This window comes from Streptomyces sp. NPDC002888 (genome assembly GCF_042888465.1).
GTDB lineage: Bacteria > Actinomycetota > Actinomycetes > Streptomycetales > Streptomycetaceae > Streptomyces.
In genome coordinates, this window is sequence record NZ_JBIAPU010000021.1 from 153,396 (window position 1) to 174,326 (window position 20,931).

The 20,931-nt window shown below is 71.3% G+C and carries 13 protein-coding genes and 1 pseudogene; 6 read left to right on the top strand and 8 right to left on the bottom strand.

Annotated elements, in window-relative coordinates:
• Positions 1–9 precede the first annotated feature (9 nt).
• From ACFYWX_RS31205 to ACFYWX_RS31215, 3 genes are all read left to right on the top strand, one after another.
• Positions 10–255, top strand: a complete 246-nt coding sequence (locus ACFYWX_RS31205) for a hypothetical protein (protein ID WP_389427770.1) — start codon at positions 10–12, stop codon at positions 253–255.
• 3 nt (positions 256–258) lie between these two features.
• Positions 259–636 carry a toxin Doc gene (locus ACFYWX_RS31210; protein WP_389427772.1) on the top strand — a complete coding sequence of 126 codons (378 nt, stop codon included), beginning with the start codon at positions 259–261 and terminating at the stop codon, positions 634–636.
• Positions 637–1,115: 479 nt separating this feature from the next.
• A complete protein-coding gene (locus ACFYWX_RS31215; RefSeq protein ID WP_389427774.1) occupies positions 1,116–2,762 on the top strand; it encodes an RICIN domain-containing protein in 1,647 nt (548 codons plus the stop codon).
• Between the two features lie 39 nt (positions 2,763–2,801).
• Here ACFYWX_RS31215 and ACFYWX_RS31220 read toward each other — a convergent pair whose 3' ends face one another.
• From ACFYWX_RS31220 to ACFYWX_RS31230, 3 genes and pseudogenes are all read right to left on the bottom strand, one after another.
• A complete protein-coding gene (locus ACFYWX_RS31220; RefSeq protein WP_389427776.1) occupies positions 2,802–3,968 on the bottom strand; it encodes a lactate 2-monooxygenase in 1,167 nt (388 codons plus the stop codon).
• Between the two features lie 75 nt (positions 3,969–4,043).
• Positions 4,044–4,478, bottom strand: a pseudogene (locus ACFYWX_RS31225) (hypothetical protein).
• A 29-nt stretch (positions 4,479–4,507) separates the two neighbouring features.
• Complete coding sequence (locus ACFYWX_RS31230) at positions 4,508–5,065, bottom strand: hypothetical protein (RefSeq protein ID WP_389427778.1); 558 nt, start codon at positions 5,063–5,065, stop codon at positions 4,508–4,510.
• A 324-nt stretch (positions 5,066–5,389) separates the two neighbouring features.
• Between ACFYWX_RS31230 and ACFYWX_RS31235 the strand changes: the two genes are divergently transcribed.
• Positions 5,390–5,812, top strand: a complete 423-nt coding sequence (locus ACFYWX_RS31235) for a subtilase-type protease inhibitor (protein WP_389427780.1) — start codon at positions 5,390–5,392, stop codon at positions 5,810–5,812.
• Positions 5,813–5,979: 167 nt separating this feature from the next.
• On the opposite strand, the gene ACFYWX_RS31240 is transcribed toward ACFYWX_RS31235, so the two are convergent.
• From ACFYWX_RS31240 to ACFYWX_RS31255, 4 genes are read right to left on the bottom strand one after another with little or no spacing between them, the layout of a single operon-like run.
• On the bottom strand, positions 5,980–9,474 hold the full coding sequence (locus ACFYWX_RS31240) for a hypothetical protein (RefSeq protein ID WP_389427782.1): 3,495 nt from the start codon (positions 9,472–9,474) through the stop codon (positions 5,980–5,982).
• 18 nt (positions 9,475–9,492) lie between these two features.
• Complete coding sequence (locus tag ACFYWX_RS31245; RefSeq protein ID WP_389427784.1) at positions 9,493–11,445, bottom strand: AAA family ATPase; 1,953 nt, start codon at positions 11,443–11,445, stop codon at positions 9,493–9,495.
• Complete coding sequence (locus tag ACFYWX_RS31250; RefSeq protein ID WP_389427786.1) at positions 11,442–12,983, bottom strand: esterase/lipase family protein; 1,542 nt, start codon at positions 12,981–12,983, stop codon at positions 11,442–11,444. The genes ACFYWX_RS31245 and ACFYWX_RS31250 overlap by 4 nt, the downstream gene beginning before the upstream one ends.
• Before the next feature lie 31 nt (positions 12,984–13,014).
• Positions 13,015–16,329 (bottom strand): hypothetical protein, encoded by a 3,315-nt coding sequence (locus ACFYWX_RS31255; RefSeq protein WP_389427788.1) that lies wholly within the window; start codon positions 16,327–16,329, stop codon positions 13,015–13,017.
• Here ACFYWX_RS31255 and ACFYWX_RS31260 point away from each other — a divergent pair.
• Positions 16,322–16,918 (top strand): hypothetical protein, encoded by a 597-nt coding sequence (locus tag ACFYWX_RS31260; protein WP_389427790.1) that lies wholly within the window; start codon positions 16,322–16,324, stop codon positions 16,916–16,918. The genes ACFYWX_RS31255 and ACFYWX_RS31260 overlap by 8 nt on opposite strands.
• A gap of 93 nt (positions 16,919–17,011) precedes the next feature.
• A complete protein-coding gene (locus ACFYWX_RS31265; RefSeq protein WP_389427792.1) occupies positions 17,012–17,662 on the top strand; it encodes an alpha/beta fold hydrolase in 651 nt (216 codons plus the stop codon).
• 452 nt (positions 17,663–18,114) lie between these two features.
• On the opposite strand, the gene ACFYWX_RS31270 is transcribed toward ACFYWX_RS31265, so the two are convergent.
• Positions 18,115–20,931 carry an NHLP bacteriocin export ABC transporter permease/ATPase subunit gene (locus ACFYWX_RS31270; protein WP_389427794.1) on the bottom strand — a complete coding sequence of 939 codons (2,817 nt, stop codon included), beginning with the start codon at positions 20,929–20,931 and terminating at the stop codon, positions 18,115–18,117.

Consider the following 20,931-nt stretch of genomic DNA (forward strand, 5'->3'; position numbering starts at 1 on the left):
GTGAGGGGCATGCCAGCCCTCAACGTGGAGTTCAGCGATCGCGAGCTGGAGGACCTGCGACAGATCGCCAAGGAGCGGGGTACGTCGATGAAGGCCCTCGTGCGCGAGGCGGCCGCAGCCGACATATCCCGGCACCGGGCGCTGCAGGAGGGCGCGGAGGCCTTCCGCCGGTTCTTCGCGTCCCACGCCGACGAGTTCGCGGCCGCGTTCCCCGACGACGAGCCGCCCGCCAAGGGCGAGGGGCGGGGCGCCTGACCGATGGCACCCGTCATCCACATCGACGTGCCCTGGCTGCTCCAGCGCCACGAAGAGGTCCTGCCGGACCAGCCCACCATCAACGACTTCTCCGCACTGGTCGCCGCCGTCGCCCGGCACCGCGTCGATCCGCCACGCCTCGGCGTGGACTCCGACCCGGCCTGGCGGGCCGCCGCCCTGCTGCACACCCTCAGCCTGCTCAAGCCCCTGCCGTCGGCCAACGCCCGGTTCGCCTGCGCGACGGCGGTGGCGTACATGTTCGTCAGCGGGGTCGGCATGGACCCGCCCTACGGCGCCCTGGTGGACCTCGCCCGTGACCTGATCGACAGCAAGACGGACATCTACGGCGCGGCGGACCGGCTGCGCTCCTGGCAGATCTGACCGCCTTGCCGGAGCCTGCCTCGGACAGGTCCTGGGCGGGCCCCGGACGGGTTCCGGACAGGCCTCGGGGCCGCCGGCCGAGGGCGGGAGGAACAGGGCCGGCGGCCCGTTTCGCGCAGAAGAGCCGCCGTCCTGCGCGGGGCTCCCGAGGATGGGCCGGTTTCAGTGGACTACGCCGGCGAGCGCCCCGGCACCGTGCGCGCCGCCCCGGTGAGTGCGCACGATTCACACGGGGCGCACACGTCCACCGAAGGGCGCCGCGAGTGGCACGAGTTGGCCGCCGCCCCTGACTTTCCTTCAGTGATCGGATGTTAGGTCATGCGCCTTGTTGTGTGTGAACAAGTTGTGCAAAGGTAAACCACCCGTGGGGGGCAATGGCCGGGTCCTGTGCGTCCGGCGGTGACTCGAGTCCGTATCGCCGTGATCGCGTGCCCCTCGCGCCTCGCGCCGCGCAGGTACGTACCGAAGGAATCCGCTCAGTGCCCACCCCCCATCCGCCCCGTCCCTCCTACCCTCCGCCGGGCGGGGCGTCCGGAGAGTCCGACGACTCCCTCGCCACCCGTACACGCGGCGGCCCGGACGACGAGGTCGCCCAGGCGACCGCCCTCCTGATCACCCGGCACTGGCAGCCCGCGCACGACTACGCGGTGATCTGCCTCGCCTCCTCCTCGGGTGTCGCCGCCATGGTCACCACGGCTGCCTTCCACCAGGTCCTCGACCGGCTGACGCTGGGCGAGCCCGGCGCCGCGCTGCGCCCCCGGCTCCTGGTGTCCGTCCGGGACACCGTCCGGCTCTGGGCCGCCGAGGACCGCATATCCGGTGTTCTGACGGAGCTGCAGAAGCCCGCCGGAGGCCGTGGAATGCGCACCGCCAAGTCCCTGACGCCGGAGAACCGCCAGCTGGCCGAGCGCTCGTTCCACGGCCTTCTCCCGGTCGCCCGGGCCATGCTGTGGCACGTCGAGGTCGAGGCCGAGCCCCTCACCGTCCCCGCCGGCCTGCTGGGCCTGGACCCGGCCACCGCGGCGGCCGCTCTCGAAGAGGCGCGGGACAAGCTCCGCGAGGGCCTCGTCCGCGCCCACCGGGAACTCGCCCCGAGCAAGGACTGCCGCTTCTACAACCGGCTCCTCGACGTCCCCATCCGCCGCGGCGGCGCCCTGCTGCCGGACGTCCAGAAGCATCTGACGGAGTGCCGCTACTGCCGGTCCGCCGCCGAGCAACTCGGTCATTTCGAGGGCCGGCTGGGCGTGCTCCTCGCGGAGGCCGTGCTCGGCTGGGGCGCCCGCCGCTACATCGAGTCGCGGCCGGGCCGCGACCAGCAGCAGACCGTGCGCGTGCGTGGCGCCCGCCACCGCGGTGGACGCCCGGGCGGGACAGGCCGCCGACTCCTGTCCCGCATCCCGTCCCCGGCCCGCCGGGTGACCGGCGGGCCCAAGGCGCCGCGCACGCTGCTCACCGGTGTCGGCCTGGCCTCGGCCGGGCTGCTCACGACGCTGCTCGCCGCCGGTATGTGGGCCGACGACTCAGGCGCCGACCCGGCCGCCTCCACCAGCGCGGCCGGCGGCCGCGGCAGCGCGCCGGACACCGACTCCGCGACCCCGCCCGCCGTGTCCTCCTCGCCGCCCGGCACCACCCAACTGCCCACCGCGACCCGCCAGACCAGGCTGCGCAACGTCGCCGCCGACCTCTGCCTCGACGTCCGGGGCGAGGCGAAGGAAGGCGCCGCGACCGAGCTGGCGGTGTGCTCCTCCGACTGGACCCAGCAGTGGAGTTACGGGGAGGACGGGCTGCTGCGCAGCGTGGCCGACCCCGAACTGTGCCTGGACTCGCACGCGGACGCCGGTGTCGTCATCCTCGGGGAGTGCGCGGACGAGGACGACAAGCGGGCCGACGACGTCCGCTACGACTTCACCGGCCAGGGCGAGTTGCTGCCCCGCTGGGACGATGCCCTCGCCCTCGCCTCCACCACCGAGGACCCCGGCGCCGATGTCGTCGCCAAGGTCCGTGACAGCTCCAGCGGGGAGCGCTGGGTGACCGACCCGGCGTCGGCCACCCCTGGTTCCCTCTCGATCAGCGGAACCGAGACGCCCTCCGCACAGCCGGTGGAGCTGACGGACCGCACGTCGTGAGGTGAGGCGACCGCAGGTCGTGACATGAGGCGACCGGCGTCACCGTTCCTCGACGAGGTCGGTGGCGCCGACGGTGCCCGGCGTGGCGTGCCCGGACAGGGCCAGCGTGAGGTCGAACTCGGCGAGCAGGCATCGGATCACGTGCTCCACACCGGCCTGCCCGTCGAGACCGAGCCCGTAGACGTACGGCCGGCCCAGCAGCACCGCACGCGCGCCGAGGGCGAGGGCCTTGAAGACGTCGTCGCCGGTGCGCACGCCGCTGTCGAACAGGACGCTCAGCCGGTCTCCGACCGCCTCCACCACTCGGGGCAGCGCGTCGGCCGCCGCGACGGAGCCGGCCACCTGCCGGCCCCCGTGGTTGGACACCACCACCCCGTCCATCCCGGCGTCGGCCGCCAGGCGCGCGTCGTCGGGATGCAGGACGCCCTTGAGGACGATCGGGCCGTCCCAGTTCTCCCGCAGGAACGCCAGGTCCGGCCAGGTCTTGCCGGGGTCCGCGAACAGGCCGACGAAGTGCAGGACGGCCGCGTTCGGATCCTCGTGCACCGGCTTGGCCAGGCCCGCCCGGAAAGCCGGGTCGGAGAAGTAGTTGGCGGTGCCCACGCCGTGCAGGAACGGCAGATACGCCTGGTCGAGGTCGCGGGGGCGCCAGGCGAGCAGCGGCGTGTCCAGCGTGACGACGAGCACCGTGAACCCGGACGCCTTCGCCCGGCCGAGGAAACTCCGCGTCACCTCCTGGTCCTTGGCCCAGTACAGCTGGAACCAGCGCTCGGCGTCGCCCATCGCCTCCGCGACCTGCTCGATCGGCGTGCTCGACGCCGAGGACAGGATGTACGGCACGCCCTGCGCGGCGGCGGCCCGGGCGGCGGCGGACTCCGCGTCCGGATGCATGATCGACAGCACGCCGACCGGGGCGAGCGCCAGCGGGGCGGGCAGGGAGCGTCCGAGCACCTCGACCGAGAGATCGCGTTCGTGCACGTCCCGCAGCATGCGCGGGACGATCCGGCGGCGCTCCAGGGCCGCCCGGTTCGCCCGCGCCGTACTGCCGTCGCCCGCGCTGCCCGCCACATAGCCGACCGGGCCTGGGCCCAGCCGCTGCTCGGTGAGCTCCTCCAGCCGGGTCAGATCGGTGGGCAGTCGGGGCACCGCGCCCGACATCCCGTTCAGATAGATCTCGTACTGGAAGTCCGCCCAGTGCCTGGCCATCCGTCCGTCCCGCCTTTCGTCGTCGACGACACCACCGCACGGTGACCATACCGATCGGTAGGTGAGACGGACGGGTCAGCGGCCGGCGGCCGGCTCGTGGAGGATCCGGGCGCGTTCGCGCGGCTGCGAGAACATCGGCCAGAGGCCGGTGTTCATCTCGACCAGCTCCCGGAGCGCGCTCTTGAGCAGCCCGGCGACCGCGTCCATCGGTTCGTCGCCGTCGAGCAGGCACTTGACGTAGGCGGTCGGGCCACGCGCCGAGCGGGCGGGCGAGGGCGGCCGGGTCGGTGAGCGTGGCGCCGGGGTGCGGGGTGGAACCGCCGAGGCGCTCGACCTCGCCGACGATGTCCCCGACGTGTGTGTTCGGTTCGGCGGGAAGCCCCTGCTTCTCCGCGAGCCCGGACAGGGGCAGGGGTGGACGTCGTGCCCGGCGGCGCGCAGGTCGGACGCCACCTCGTCCCACGCCCACGCGCCGAGCCACGCACCCGCCACCACTACGAAGTGAGTCATGCCCGCAACGTGGCGGAGGGGTCTGACAGTCACTCTCCCTCGGCCGGTCGATCCTTCTGCTCCGCCTCCGTGTCCGGTCCCTGCGCCCGCACCCGCTGGACGTGCTCCAGGGAGTCCCGCAGTTCGGTGAGCCAGTCGTCGGTGTGCTGCTGGACCAGCCGGACGCACCAGGCGAGGGCGTCGCTGCGGCTACGGGCCACGCCCCCGGCGATGAGGGTGTCCAGGACCTGGCGCTCGGGCTGGCGCAGCCGCGTCATCACGGGCGCCGCCACATGCGTGAACAGGGCGCGTTCCCCGTCGCACACCACGCCCCAGGAGACCTTGCGGTCGAACCGGTGCTCGGCCTCGCGGGCCACCGCCATCCGGGCCTCCCGGGTGCGCTCCCGGAACTCCTGGATGCGGCTTCGCACGGCCGCCTCCCGCTCGGCGACCGAGGCGTCCTCGGTCAGCCGGGGTTCGGGGATGCGGCCGATCACGGTGATCTCCTCGCGGTCGACCGTCACCTCGGTCAGCTCCTCGAAGAGGTCGTCGGGCAGTCGGCCCGCGAACCATCCGCGCAACTTCTCACGCTGTTCTGTCGTAATCATGTAATGACGATTACTCGTCCGGAGCATGAACACAAGGGGGTGCGGAGCGGTCTGCTGAGAGCAGAAGCGGAATGTTTCAGGACGATTAACGAACAGGCGGAAACCGGCCATCCGACCCGTCATAGGGATCAAGAAGCGCTTGCTTCCGGCGTTGGAACGTTCGAATTCTGTAACTTCACGCCACTGATTCAATACGCAAGGTTACTGAAACCCGTGGGTTCGATGTGAGATTCGACGGCGGACTCGGCAGACTCGCGCTCGCCGCTCCGGCACCGACCGAGTCGGATCCGGCACACCCTCGAAGCAAGCGGAAGGATGCACACAATGCGGAACACCGCGCGTTGGGCAGCGACCCTCGGCCTCGCGGCCACCGCCGTATACGGCCCCCTCACCGGACCCGCCCACGCCGCCCCGACCTCGCTCTACGCCCCCTCGGCGCTCGTCCTGACCGTGGCTCACGGAGACAGCTCGGCCCTCGCCGACCCGGCCCGTGCGGTCACCCTGACCTGCGCCCCCAGGCCCTCCGGCACCCACCCGGCCGCCGCCCAGGCCTGCGCCGAACTGCGCAGTGCCGAAGGGGACTTCGACGCCCTGGGGAGCCCGGACGGCGTGGCGTGCACCAAGCAGTACGACCCGGTCGTCGTGACCGTCGACGGCGTCTGGCAGGGCAAGCGCGTCTCCTACGAGCGCACCTTCGCCAACGAGTGCGTGAAGAGCTCCTACGGGACCAGCCTCTTCGCGTTCTGAGACCGGGGTCGCGATCTCCCCGTGAACGCCGCGAGAGGCCCGCAGGTGGGGAGTGCGGGTCACTGACGCGGGGGCGCATCGCGATCTCGCACCCAGGGGCCGGCCGGGCGGAGTGGGGCCGCCCGCCGGCCCCTGGGATCACTGAACACCCGGGGGCGTGCCGTGCCTCACGGCCACCATCGGGAGACGTCCCGCAACGCCTGCGCCTGGAGCGCCGCAGCCTCGCTGCCGCCGAGCGCAAGGGTGAGCGGGAGCGCCGCGTAGAGACGTTCCGAGGCGATGTCCCGCGTCGCGTCGGACGCGTGCCGGAGGATCGATCTCCAGGACCGGAGTCTGGACGGCACGTCGCGGACGTGCGTTGCGAAGACGACCACACCCTGCGTCAGATCGTCCCGCCGGTCGCCGATGGAACAGATCAGCCGCCAGGCGGTGTCCGGGTCGCGGACCGTCAGCTCGGGGAGCATCTCCAGAAGGGCCTCGGTGCGGGGCGACTCCTCCCAGCCGTTGCGCTGGGGCAACTGGTCCAGGACGGCCTCGGCCTCGGCGAGGAAGCCGTGACGGAGCAGAGCCTGGGGCAGCCCGTCCGCGGCGGTCTCGCGGGGGCTTCCCTCGTCCCACCCCCGGCGATTCGCCGACAGGCTCATCACGATGTCAACGGCCGGCGACACGGATCCGAGCTCCACGAGACGCCTGGCCAACCCTCTGGCGGCCTCGGCCCGGTGTTCTTCGTCCGCGATCCTGCCGATCAGCCGCAGCGCCCGGGGAACCAGGCTCAGCGGGAGGACCGCGGCCACGTCATCGAGTGACCGGGCACGCTGAAACCCGTTGCGCTGCCGGGTGGCGAGGCGCAGGGCCTCCGCCGCGTGACGCTTTTGCCGGGTGTCGTCCCGGGCCAACGCGGCGAGAAGCAGACTCCGTTGCAGGGCGTCGGCCACCTTGTCGGACTCGCGGACCGCCACGTCGCTCATGTCCGCCGGGAGCCAGCGGGCGATGCCGCGCAGCACGGCGTACCTGCCGATGAAGAGCGTGTCCGCCGTGGCCAGGGTCCTGGCGAGCAGCAGCCGATTCCGCTGCCCGGCGGCAGGCTGTCCCCGTACGAGCAGACGAAGTGCCTCGGCGGCCAGCCACTTGTCGCCCCACCAGGGGAGAGTCGTCCCGATCCCGTCGAGTGCGGGAATTGCACCGACTCCGATCGCCAGGTCCCACGCACGCTGGGCGCATTCGAGCGATTTCTGGACACGGCCGAGGCGGGACAACCGCTCGGCCGCGGCGAGGAGCATTTCGCCGTGCCCTTGGGGAGACATGGTCTGCGCCGCGGAGACCAGGAGGGAACACATTTCCGGCGACGCCCTCTCCATGAGGGCGCGCAGGATGCTGGTGCCCTCCTTCTCGCCCACCGCGTCGATCTCATGCAGGACCCGTTCGGGTTCGCCCTGCGCCGCGTACAACTCGAGGGCCACCGCGGTGGCCTCGGTCCGCTCGGCGTCGTCCGGAACACAAGCGAGGGTTTCGAGGGCCGCATCAAGGTCGTCCGTCTCGGCGAAGGCACAGCTGAGCAGAACGGCGGCCTGCGCCCGCAGTTCGTCGGGCAGGTCGGGCAGGACCGCCAGGAGCTCCGCCCGCAGTGGGCCTTCGAAATGGGCGGCGAGCGGAACGGCATGCCGGACCGTCACTTCGACGAAGTCGCCGCACTGCTCGGTCAGCGCGAGCATGCCCGCGAGCAGGGGTTCGGGGTAGTCGGGGAGTTCCTCGAAGAGCGGCCACGGCAGATAGTTGGGCAGATCCGCTGCCCACACGTCGTCGTACAGCCTGTTGAACGCCTCGGCGACGATCGCGGGCCGCTCGTCCCACGTCAGGCACGCGGCCACCGTCAGCAGCGCCTCCGGCCTCAGGAAGGTTCTGTGGGGAACGTTCGCGGTTGATCGGTACGGGCCGACCGAGGATCTGACACTGACAGATTCGGAGACCCCTTCCATGGCCTCGGCGGCCCGGTGTGCCGCGCCCAGGAACTCCTGCCGCTCGTCCGGCCGGAGTACGGCGAGGCAGGAGTGAAGCCGGTGGGCCCTCACGTCGGCACTGAGGTCGTTGGCGGCGAGGACTTCCTGCGGATCCCGCGCCAACGCCTCCCGCAGGGCGGACAAGCGATCCTCCTCCGGCAGCAGCGGCACGAGTTCCATCAGGACGCACGCCGCCCCGAACGGCTCGAGACTCCGCGTCTCGGCCCATGCCCGGGCGGCGGTCTCCGTCCTCAGGGGTTCGGGAAGCCAGGGGATCACGTCGGACATCCAGACCGGGCGCTCGTCCGAACGCAGGGCCCGGTCGAGTGCGTCCTGAGTGATCCGCTCGCGAGCCTCTGGTTCGAGACGTTGTGCGAGACGGAACAGAACGGTGCCCGCCCAAAATCCGTCGGGGAGGTAGGTCACGGCTCCGCTCTGGGCGAGTGACGCCTCGAACGCGGCTTGTGCCTGGGTTACGGCTTCCTGCGGTCGCCCGTGCTCGAAGAGCAGCGGCGCGAGACGGGCCCTCGCCCATTCCTGGGGATTCCACGAACCCAGTTCGTCGATGGCCTCGGTCGGAACCAACTCGCACTGCTGTACGGCGAACTCCAGGGCGGTGTTCCGGGCCACCGGCGAAAGCCACGGGATGACCTGTGCCAGCAACTCCACTCGCAGGCTCGGATCGTCGAGCGCGACGGCGACCGCGACGGCGTCGAGTTCGGTGCGCAGTTCCTCCGGCAGCAGGCGAAGGAACCGTCCAAGAAAGTGCGGTGGCAGGAAGATGCGATGGATGCCCCGTTGCCCCGGGCGTCTGCGGCAAGGATCGGGAGGGACGATCAACCACTGCCCCGCCAGACGGGAGAGGCCTTCCGGCGAACGCAGCAGCGACCACAGGCTCCCCGGCACCGCGAGCAACCGGCCGACCCGGTCCCTGCCCAGCCGCGCGGCCACCTGGAGTTCCGCCTCGGCACGATCCGCCGACCAGGGGTAGCCCACGGGAAAGCGGCCGAGCAGGTCGAGGGCCTCCGCCAACGCACCCGTTTCGGCGTAGCGGATCACGACTTTCGACAGGATGGACGTGGTCCCCTCGTCTCCCGGTCCCAGCATCTCCACGACGCGGGGCAACAACTCGGGCGGCAGACGAGGCACCACGTCCTTCAGGGCGTGCTCGCGCGCCTCGTCGTCGCCCGACGCCGTTACGGCCGAAAGGACCTCGCCCAGGCTCTCCGGTCCCACACAGGCGGCCAGCAGGTCGAACCCCGTTACCCGGATGTCCTCCTCCGGCACCTGAGCGAGGCGGGAGAGGGCTTCGGCGACGGGCATGGCCCCCGCTCCCGCGAGTACGGCGAGGAAACCCGGCGGCGTGCTCCTCGCGCGGCTGCGCATCGATGCGATCATCAACGCGTAGCGGATCTGCCGCCCCAGGTTCCCGCAGCCGGGGTGCTCCGCGTCCTCCTCCGCCAGCGCCCGGGCGCGCTTCAGGTCCGCGACGTATCCGCCGGTCTGTCCGGCCCGGGTCTTGGCGGCGTGCCAGAAGTTCCGCCTGTCCGGTTTCTCGTGGCGCAGCAGGGTGTGCACGTCGCCTTCCCGCCCCGCCACGGCCAGGTGGGCCACGAGATGAGAGAGCTCGTACTCGGTCAACCCGTCGGTCCGTGCACCGCCCACGCGCCCCGCCTCTCCGTCCTACGCGGACCCGGGAGGCGTCGCCCCGCCCCACGTGAAGCCGGGGATCTTGCTCAGCGCGGTCATCGCGATCTTTTTGTGGTAGGGCCTGAGGCCCACGCCCTCCTCGGCGAGGAAGTCCTGGAAACTCGTGTGGTAGACGCGGTACAGCGGCTCGCCGGCCTCCGTATGCGTCTCGTTGAGGAAGGGGCGCCAGTCGCGCAGGACGTCGCGGATCCTCGCCGGTTCGACACCCGTCCACTCCTCGACGGCCGGCAGGGCGACCGGCTCGCGCACGGTGGCCAGGATCCGCAGGACCGGTTCGTAGACGCTCTCGAACCTGGCGGTGTCGTGCGCACGCATGGCCTTCCAGTGCTGGTCGTAGTACGCGAGCAGGCCTGTGGGCAGGTTGCGGACGTCGTCCATGGTCTCGACCACGATCCGGCCCGTACGGATGTCGTCGAGGACGAACACCAGGTACATGAAGTTGCCCTGGCTCTTGTCGGTGATGATCTCCAGGAACTCTTCCGCCGAGAGACCTGAGGCCGCCACACGCGGTGCCATGTCCGGGTGCGTGGCGAGGTAGTGGGAGACGTAGGTTCGGACGTCGTCGAGGTTGCGGGGGTCGTCGTCGCGCAGATAGATGTCCTCGCGGCGGTTGACCACGAGCTGGTAGCCGATCTGTTCGCGGGAGGTCAGTACGAAGAAGACGTTGTCGGGCAGGACCTTGGGCAGGAAGAGCCGGTTGGCCCGTGGGGCCAGGGTTTCGTCCTCGGCCTCGTCGAGTGCGTCGATCAGGACCACGACTGCCTGGTCGCCCGCCTTGGCGGAGGCCTCGGCCAGGAGCCGGCTCAGGAAGGCGCTGTCGGTGGTCGCCTCGGGCGGCAGGAAGGTGTGGTCGAGTTCGTAGCGGATGATCAGCTGCGCGCACACGTTGGCCAGGAATGCACGGGTGCTGTCGACGCGTCCCTGGGCCATGTTGAAGTGGTGGACGTACCCACGCGTCCTGACCAACTGGCTGAGCAGCGAGGTCTTCCCGATGCCGGGTTCGCCGCGGATCAGGATGTAGCCGGAGCGGAACCCGGGGTCGGCGACCAGTTGGTCGACGGCCTGGAACACGAAGTCGCGGCCGACGAACGCCCGGGTGTGATCAAGGACGTATGCTTCGACGTCCAGCGCCTGCAGTTCGCGTGCCAGTGGCCCCTGCGCCTGGGCGAGTACGCGGAAGATGTCGGTCCCGTAGGCCCCGGGAAAGGCTTCGAGCGGATGCGGTTCGAAGCGCCAGCCGTACTGGGCGAGCCCCACGTCGACCGCGAACCGCAGTGGCCGTTCCGGCCGGTTCAGCTGCTCTCGGCCGGCCGCCACGGCCCGGTCGAAGGTGAGGAGCCCGTCCTCGCGATGCCGGGCCTCGGGCAGGTCCGATCCGGGGGCGAGAAGGTTGCTGTGGGCGAAGCCGGTGCATTCGACGGCCAGGTAGGACCCGCTGTCGACCAGTTCACGCAGGGCGGCGGCGTCGCCGACCGGCCCCGCTTCGAACAGGGCACGGCCGGGGCGATCGTAGGCGTTCCAGTCGCGCAGGCCGTGCGTGGTGGACACCATGGCGAACGCGTGCCCCTCGACCACCACCAGCACCGGCAGCAGCTCGTGTGCCAGGCACAGGCCGCAGTACAGGGCGGCCAGGTCGAGGCAGGTCCCCTCCCTGGGCGAGACGAGCACCTCGGGCGGTCTCCGGATCGTCTGCAGGGCGTCGGAGGGGTGGTAGGGCTCCAGCGCGTAGCGGATGTTGCGACGGCACAGGCTGTCGTAGATCGCCGCGGCGACCTCACGACACCGGTCCGGCCGGTCCGAGAGGTCGAAGGGTGCGATGTCGAGGCTCAGCCAGCGGGCGGCCCGTGCGGTGACGTGGCGCACGAGTCCCCGCTCGTCCGCGCGCGGCCAGGGCGGCCAGGCGAGCAGCGAGTCGTCCGGCGTCATCGCTCCACTCCCGCCACGGCGAAGATGTCGTGGACGGGCAGCGGTGCGTCGGGGCCGGCTTTCGCCGTGCGCACCTCGACCCGGTACAGCCCCGGTGGCAGCTGCGGCAGTTCGAGGCGCCCACCGCCCGTGCTGCTGACCGGCTCGACGGTGAACGGGGCGGGTGCCCGGCCGTGGACCACCGGTTGGACGACGGCCCGTACGGGTTCGTCGGGAGCGGGGCCGATCGACCGGCCCCGCAGCACGACCGGCTCACCGGCGAGATACAGGTCGTCGATGTCCAGGGCCAGGGCGGGGCGTTTTGCCGCGCGCGGGCTCTCCCGCGGCCCTCGGATCTCGCGCAGACCCCGCACCTGGGACTGCTCCAGCCGCCCCCGCAGGTCCGTCAGGACCGTGGGGTTGCACTGCAGCGATCCGTGCCGCTCCGCGACGAACGTGTCGCGATGGGCGTCCGACAGCTCGATGGGAGTGGCCGAGGCGCGAGGCACCGTACCGTCGCCGTCGTCGAGCAACGGGTCGATCCAGTCCGGCAGGCGTGAGCTCACCTCGACACGGGCGCCGGTCAGCGTCCCGGACTGCCGGGTCTTCTGGTGGGTGCCGACCACCGGCAGGACGGTGTATCCGCCGGTCCTGTAGTCCTCGTCGTCGAGATGCTCGGTCACCTTGGCCTCGATCTCCCGGTGGAAGGCGAGCGCGTCTGCGGCCAGGACCGGGTCGACACCGGGAACCTTGTCCGTCTCGGCCACGCGCACGTACTCGTCGCCCACGCGAAGGGCGCGGTAGACGGGCAGGAGCTGGTGCACCGACGGGAAGGACCGCATCACCTCGGTGAGGTCGACGAACAGCTTCTTGTAGCCGTTGGCCAGGAAGTCGAGGGCGTTCAGCGAACCCCGGTAGGGGGTACCGAAGGTGATCAGTGCGCGACAGGTGCGCCAGCCGCCGAGAACCTCGAGGTAGTAGCGGGCGACGAGGCCGCCCATGCTGTGCGCCAGGAAGATGACCCGCGCGTCGGGTGCCTGACTGTGCTTCCGCCACCGGCGCAGCGCGCCGTCCACGACCTGCGCCAGCCGCCGGGCGGAGACGCGGTTGTCCAGGCGCCAGTCGTAGGGGAACTCGATGTAGTTGGCCGGCGCGTCTTGGTCCGGCGAGCCGGGTACGACGTCGAACGTGTCACGGATGAGGGCGGCCGGCGACGAGTAACCGTCGATCTTGACGAGCCCCGGCACGAGGTGGGCGTCGGGCATGAGCCGCGAGGCCGTCACCGCACCGGGGTCGCCGTCACGGAGTGACAGCTGGTCCCGCCATTCGTCCGGAGCAGTCAGCGCCGACCACAGGGCCCCGGCGGAGGGGCCCCAGATGTCCCGGCCCTCGCTGCGCAGGACACTTCCCGTGATCCCGGGCAACAACACGACCATGTCCCGCAGTGGCTTCTTCGCCATCAGACCCCCGGTTCCCGCGCCCCGACCTCGCCGAGCCGTCGTCGTGCGCCAAGTGTGCCCGGACGACGACTCGTCGATGAGGAAATCAGCGTTTTTCATGCCAACAGCCTTGATGCGCGAACACATCCGGTCAGGGGCGGGGGGTCAGCAGCTTCCGTGCCCGGGCCAGCCGCACGGGATCACCGAGCCGCGACGCGACCCGGAAGGCCAGAGCGGCGGCCCGGGGTGCGACCCGCAGGGCACGGGCGTTGCGCGCCGCTTCACCGACGGCCAGTGCGGTGTCGACGAACCGCTCGGAGCAGGCCTCCACCTCGGGATGCCGGTGCCACCGGGCGAACGCCCTGTCCAGCGGTACGAGGACGCCGTCGGGGTCGGCCGCCGCCGCGGCCGCGCACCAGGCGTCGACGGCGAGGGCGTGCAGCACGGTCTCGTCCGGATCGTCCGCGTCGGCCAGGTTGTCCAAGCGCCACAGGGCAGCGGGGTCGACGCGGCGTCCGGCGGCCGCGTCGGTCACGACGAGGTCGCGCAGCAGGCGCCCGGCGTCCTCCTGGAGGGCGTAGTCCTCATGGTGTACCTGGACGAAGTCGAAGTAGGCGTCGAGTGCACCCTGTGTGCCGACGGCGTTCGCGTCTCCCTCGTTCCGCAGGGTGGTGACCGCGCGCGTGAGAAGCCGGCCCATGAGGGGTGTGTAGGGTCCCGGCCCGGCGAGCAGCGCGCGGAGTCGGCGAGTCGCCGCCTCGGTGCGGTACAGCAGGATTTCGGCCTGGATCATGTCCGCGGACAACGGGAACAGAGCTTCCTCGGAGAGGCCGTCTCCTTCCCGCGCACCCTCCAGGTCGACCGCCAGATGCGCCAGGAGGGCCTCGGCCGCGGACCGGTCGGCGGTGCTGACGGCCTGCCGCAGCAGTGCCGCCCGGGCTTCGAGGCGGTGTTCCCGGGCCGGCGCGCCGTCCGCGATGACCTCGACCAGTTCCACCTCTGCGGCGTGAACGGGGCCGTTCGCTCCGTCGCTCGTCTCGGCGAGATGCCGGACGATGTGGCCTTCGGCTTGGTGCAGGGCGTCCGTGGCCTCCTCGCCCATCGAACGCAGGACGTCAAGAGCCGCGCTGACGACGTCCCAGCCGCCATGCGCCACGGCCGCCTCGACCAACTCGGCTCCGCCGACGGGTCGCTCCAGCACCAACGGTGGAGACTCCGGTCGTCCGTCCGGCCGCGGGCGGGTGGCCGGCACCCGCGCACTCGGCAGGTCACCGAACCAGCACGCGAGATCCTGGATCGTCTCCGCGGTCCGCTCGCGTACCCGCTCCCCGTCCAGCGCGATCAGGAAGGGGAGGGCGGCGGCCAGGTCCGCCACCGGGCCCACGTCGCGGAGAAAGCCGTCGATGACCTGGACCGCTTCCCCGTCCGGACTGGTCCCTTCGGGCGAGCGCAGACCGGCGGCCATGTCGTCGATGAGGGGCTGCACGCGCGCCAGCCCGCCGCTGATGTCGAACACGGTTCGCAGACATTCCGTGACGAGTTCTGCGGGTCTGGGACTCTCGGGCTCCAGGAGCCGCCACAACGGCTCGGCGCGCAGGTGGACGAGGTCGATGGTCCGCGCCACCCGACGTGCCTCGGCGCGGTGGTCCGCGTTCAGCAGCGGAGCGAGAAAGATCAGCATCCGAGCGCGTGTCAGGGGGCGTGCTGCCGCGGCGATGCGCAGCGCCTCACGCGCGAGGCGGTCGTCGAGCGAGGGGCCGACGTGACGGCGCGCCGACTGGGCCGTGGGCGTGCGCCGGAACCGGTCGGCCACGTGGTCGTCCAGGCCGATGGACCGTGTGGCGGACCACCGGAACTCCAGCATGGGAGTGGGCAGCACGTCCGTCAGCGGCTTCAGGAGCAGTGCGGCGTCCTCCTCGTCCTCCACGAGCCGCGGGTCGCCCTCGTCGAGCCCGGCGATCAGCGGATCGCGCAACTCCGAGGGCAGCGAGCGCACCACCGGCACGAGCCGGTTGAGCATCTCACGCCGGAACCCGAAGGTCCCTTCGGTCTCGGCCCGCTTGTCAAGCGTCTCGCGCAGGACACGGACGACGACGTCGCGCCGTTGCGGAGGGCCGAGCAGCGGTGCGAGGGCGACCAGCGAGAGCAGGTGTAGTTGAGCGTCGTCGGACGCCGAAAGCGTCTCGGCGAGGTCGCTCGCGGTGATTCCCGGCGGCAGACCGGCGGGCGACCCGCCGAGCACCGCGAGGGCCGCCACCGTCAACGGGCCGAACGCCTGCGTCAGATCCCAGGCGAACTCGGGAGAACCCAGCTCGGCCACCCTCGTCAGAACCGCCATCATGGGAAAGTCGCTGTACGCCGGATCCATGACGACGAGCCCGTGCATCACGGTGTTCACCTCGTCCGGAGTAAGCACGGGAGCGAGCACACGCAGCGGTTCCGCGAACGCCTCCAGTCGCAGCAGCCGTGAGTGGCCGATCCTGGGCGAATCGATGTACGGACCCCAGATCCCGTACCTGAGGCGCTCCGAGGAGTCCTCCAGCACGTGCAGGATGCTGGACAGTGCTTCCTCCACGTGCTCGCGGCCCGTCCGGCCGGGGAATCGTGCCGCGACGAACGCCTGTGCCTCCGGTCGGCCATCGAACCGGCCCAGGCCGCCTGCCAGCGACCACGCTTCGGCCAGGAGGTCCGACCGCGACCCGTCCTCGTCCGGGAAGCGGTCGGCCACGACGGTGAGTGCGCGGACCGCGGCGAACGAGGTGGGTGCCTCACGCGCCAGCGAGACGAGCTCAGAAACCGCCTGCGGTGGCAGATCGGGAAGGCCGGCGAGCCGGGTTACGACGTCCAAGTGCTGACGGTCGTCCAAGGGAGCGCGAGGGCGCTCGGCTTCCACGCTGATGCTTGAGCGGTTCCGCACGCGGCTGCGGGCCAGGGTCAAGGCCTCCTCGATGAGCCGGGCGCGCTCCTGGTCGCCCACATGGGGCAGCAGCCGGACCCGGCCCTCGACGCGGACCGCCGGGTCGCTCGCGGTCTCCACGTTCGACAACGCCGTCGCGAGCGGCATCAGACCGCGCTCGACGAGCGTGCCGAGGAGCAGGGGAGTGGCCGAGGCGGCGTCCCGGACGGCGCGTTCGACGAGGGCATGGCGGACGCACCAGCCCCACTCCCCGCGGGCTGCAGCAAGCTGTCGCACCATCAGGAGGTCTGCCAAATAGGCGACTTGGTCCGCCTTTGTCGCATACCATGCGTTGGTGCCGTCCGATCGACGCAGCGCGAGCAGCCATTGAGCAGTCTCGGACATCTCCAGCTCGACGAGGTGGGTCGGCAGGGCGCGCACGTCGTAGTCGGTGAGTCGGAACAGGGGGTCACCGGCTGTCGCGGAGCCGGCCCCCGGAAGGCGGGGCAGCATCATGGGGGTACCGACCTTCGGTAGCTTCGGCGAGAGCGTGGACAGTGCGGTGCGCACCGAGTTCTTCTCATGGTTCCATCTCGAGGAGGTGGACAGGCAGGTTCGTGCCGATGATTCCGGCATCGTCCGGTTCCGACCGGGAAACCCTGAATTCCGGCCACAGGTTTTGTGCGAGATGGACTGCGGGACGGGCGGTGCGCTGACGCGCGTCACGGTGGCGATCTCGAGCACGTTCATCGACGATCCGCGTACGTGGGCGTTCGCGCGGGACCTGGCCAACAGCTTCCTGACGGACGGACTGGTGTTCCAATCGGATGTCGACACAGTCGCCGACGTGCTGCGCGATCTCAAGCACCGCCCGCACAGCGGTGTGCAGAGGGTTCCCGTGAAAGGGGTCTCCGAGGACGCCTTGTTCGACTCCCTGACCGACGCCATGAGCCGCGGTGAGACCCCCGTCGCTTTCATGGGTTCGCCCGCCGAGCAGCCGCCGGAACTCCCCAGCGTGGTCTCCCGGGGGTTCGCCGTCTACAGCGGGGACCGGCCCTCGTTCCGCCGCGATCTGACGCTCACGCGGTTCACCATGGAGAACGTCACGGTCGACGGCGGGCGGGTGCTCCGTATGTCGCTCGAACGCCGTACACGCTGACCGGCATGTCAAGCCCGCAGGGGTCTCGTAGGCACCCGTTCGGGCGCCGTCCGGCGGAGTTCTCCGGGCCAGGGGGGAAGTCGTTCGGACGTGATGAGTGCGGGAATCAGGACGGAGCGCGCACTGATCGACGGTCTGGCCCGCGGGCGGGCCCTGGTCTTCGGCAACAGCGGGGGCGCGATCATCGGGCCCTCACTGGCCGCACTGCACCCGGAAGCGGTCGCCGGGCTGATCGCCCATGAACCGCCCGCCGTCAACGTCCTGCCGGCGGGAGACCGGCGCGCGGCTTCTTCCCCGAGCTGGCCGGGCTGTACGCGCGAGGCGGCGGCCCCGCGGCGGAACGCCGGTTCACCGAGACGACGCGCGGCGAGGGGACGTACCGCTGGCCCGACGACCTCCGCAAGCGGTTCCTGGGCAACCAGGACCACCTCTTCGGCACCGAGTGGGAGGGCTTTCGCGGACTTCCGGCCCGACGAGGCCGCGCTGCGGTCGGCCCCGCTCCCGGTCGTTCTCGCGGTCGGTGCCGAGGACCGCGGCACCCACTACGCCGGCCCCTTGGTCGAGATCGCCCGCCGGACTGGCGCGCCGTGGGCGGAGTTCCCCGGCATCCACATGGAGTTTTTGCGCGCCCCGGCACACTTCGCGGCGGCCCTGCGGGTCCTGGCGACCCGGATGGCATGTCACGAGGGCCGGGTGCCGGAGCTGTGGGAAGGCTCCGCGCAGGATCTGGAGCAGGACCCCTGACGCAAGACCTCTGCAGCAGGACCGCTGACCAAGCAGTGTGGCCGCCATGCCGGAGCTCGCCGGAATTCACCGTCACCGATCTGGCCCGGCCCGCGACTGGTACGGGCGCGTCCTCGGCTTCGCGGGCGCCCACGAGTTCCCGGACGCGGACCGCGTCTGCGGGGTGTGGTGGGTGAGGTGCCCGGGCTCGGGGACAGCAGGGTCGCCTTCCGCGTGCACCGGCGGGCGGCGGACGGCTGCCAGGCTTCGACCCGGTCGGCTTCGCGGCCCGGGCCGCCCACCTCGATGCACTCGGCGTACCGCACTCGCCTGTCATCGAGGCCACCATCGGCCGGCTGCTGGCCTTTCACGACCCCGATGGCATCGAACTGCACCTGTACAGCTGGGCGGAACACGGCGTGGACCACTCGGACCGGGCGGAGTACGGACGCCCGGTCACCTGACCGGCGGCCCTACGCCAGCTGCCGCCGCACCAGCTCGTGCAGCCGGCCGCCCGTGTCCGCGAGGAGATGGGCGGGCGGGCCCTGCTGGGCGACCTTGCCGTTCTCCATGACGATGACCCGGTCGGCGTCCAGGACCGTCGACAGACGGTGCGCGATGACGATGCGCGTGGCGTTGAGCTTGCGGGTGGACTCGATGACCGTGCGCTGCGTCTCGTTGTCGAGGGCGCTGGTCGCCTCGTCGAAGAAGAGGATGCGCGGGCGGCGGATGAGGGCCTGGGCGATCATCAGGCGCTGGCGCTGCCCGCCGGAGATCGCGCCGTTGCCGCCGACGATGGTGTGCAGCCCCATCGGCATCCGCTTGATGTCCTCCGCGAGCCCCGCCATCTCCGCGGCTGCCAGGGCCTCCTCCGGCGTGTACGGCTCGGTGCCGCAGATGACGTCGAGGAGGGAACCGGTGAACGGCTGGGCGTGCTGGAGCACCACACCGCACTGCCGGCGCACGGCCGACTGGTCGAGGGCGGCCAGGTCCTGGCCGTCGTACAGCACGCTGCCCAAGACCGGCTTGTCGAAGCCGATGAGCAGCCTGAGCAGCGTCGACTTGCCGCAGCCGCTGGGGCCGACGACCGCGACGAACTCGCCCGGCCGCACCTCGAACGACACGTCGTCCAGGACGAGGGGACCGTCGTCGGAGTAGCGGAACGACAGACGGCGGGCCTCGATCGCGCCGGACAACGGGCCGGGCCGGGTGCTGGCCGTGCGCACCTCGGGCGTGGCGTCGAGGACCGGCCTGATCTCCTCGAACAGCGGCAGCGCGGCCACGGCCGAGACGAAGGCGCCGGTCAGCTGGGTGACCGAGGTGAGCAGCATCGTCACCGACGTGTTGAAGGTGAGGAAGTCGGCGGCCGACATGGCACCGCGCGCCGGACCCGCGAGCAGCATGAACATCAGCAGGGAGCACAGCGGCAGGTAGATCGTGCCCAGCACCGTGTTGAGGTTCTTGATCCGGCCGAGGCGCTGCTGGAGCTCACGGCTGTGGGCGAACTCCGACGCCCAGGCCGCGTAGGCGTAGTTCTCGGCGGCGGCCACCCTCAGCTTGGGCAGGCCGCGCAGGGTCTGGAACGCCTGGTTGTTCAGCTTGTTGGTGAGCACGACGAGGCGCCGCTGCCAGCGGACCTGCCACAGACCCAGCCCGAGGAACACGCCCGCGATCACGACCAGCATGCCCATCGCCGCCATCGCCATCGGAACGCTGTACCAGAGCAGGAGGCCGAGGTTCATGGCGCCGACGGTGACAGACTGGGCGACGGAGGGCCCGATGCCCGCGAGCAGCCTGCGGATCGCGCTGATGCCCATCGCCGCGCTGGCCAGTTCACCGGTGGAGCGCTCGGTGAAGAACTTCGTCGGCAGACGCAACAGCCTGTCCCACACGGCCGGTTGGAGCGTCGCCTCGATACGGCCCTCCAGACGCAGGATGGTGAGGTTCTGCAGCAGCATGAACGCGGCCGCGACCAGGCTGCTGACCATCACGGCCAGACAGACCTGCACGATCAGCCCCTGCTGGGCCTTCGGCACGTACTCGCCGAGCACCTTGCCGGTCGCGATCGGCACCAGCGCCCCGATCGCCACGGTAACCAGCCCGCTGGCGATCAGGTTGGTCAGGTCGCCGCGCGTTCCCCGCATGCTGAACCGCAGCAGCCGCAGCGGGCTGAGCCGCCGCTCGGGCAGCGGACGGTAGAACATCACCGCGCGCGGCTCGAACTCCTCCGCGTTGGCCTTCTCGACCGGCGTCTCCCGCCCGGTCGCCGGATGGACGGCGACGTAACCGCCGCGCCGCCACAGCAGGGCGACCGGCGCCCCGGACAGGGCCCGGTGCCCCACCAGTGGTCCGACGTTCTCCCGCCACCAGCGGCCGTCGAGGCGCACCGCCCGGGCGCGGACGCGCGAGGCGAGGGCGATCCGCTCGACCGGGTCGAGGCGTTCGCTGTCGGCGCCGCTCTGCGCGGGCTCGGCGAGCGTGATCCCCGCCGCGCGGGCCACCAGCTTGCACGCGGCGTACGTGGCGTCCGCGTCCGCGGCCGTCGTGCGCTGCGCCGACCGCTTGCCGATGGCCGCGATCAGGGTCCGGTCTGCCTGCGCGCGGACCGCCTCGCCCGCCTTGATGCCGGCGGCCGTGCGGGTCTCGTGGGTGCGTTCCAGCTGCTCGATCCAGCGGTCCAGCGTGGTCAGCAGACGGTACTGCTGGTCGACCATGGTCTGCCAGACCGCCGGGTCCATCAGCAGGTCGGCGGCCGCCTCCGCGCCGTAGAGCGAGCCGTACTGCACGCTGCCGGGCGGCACCTGCATCCAGAACACGTCGTCGTCGGTGACCTCCGCGGCCCGCTCGGTGGCCATCGGCGCCTGGAAGAGGACGGACAGGCTGCGGCCGACGCCCAGGGCGAGGGCGTACTCCAGCGGGCTCGTCGTCGGCGGGACGTACTGGGGGTTGCCGTACTCGTCGTACGACCAGGTCTGGGTGTCCGCGGGCTGGTACAGCTCGCGCAGGCCGATGCGGTGCACCACGCAGTCCCTGAGCGGGCGCGCCACGAGGGTGTGCTCGGGGCCGGCGACCGGGCCGAGCAGCAGTGAGCCCGCCTCCAGACGGCCGAGGTGATGCCAGTGGCCCTGCTGCTCGGCGTCCACCGCGAACAGGTCCATGGCGCCGGACGCGACCAGCCACAGCACCTGCGGGCCTTCGAGGTCGAGGCGGTTGAAGCCCGTGCAGTCCACACGGGCGCCCAGGGAGCCGAGGGCGCCCAGGACGAGGTCGCCATCCTGATGGGTCGTCAT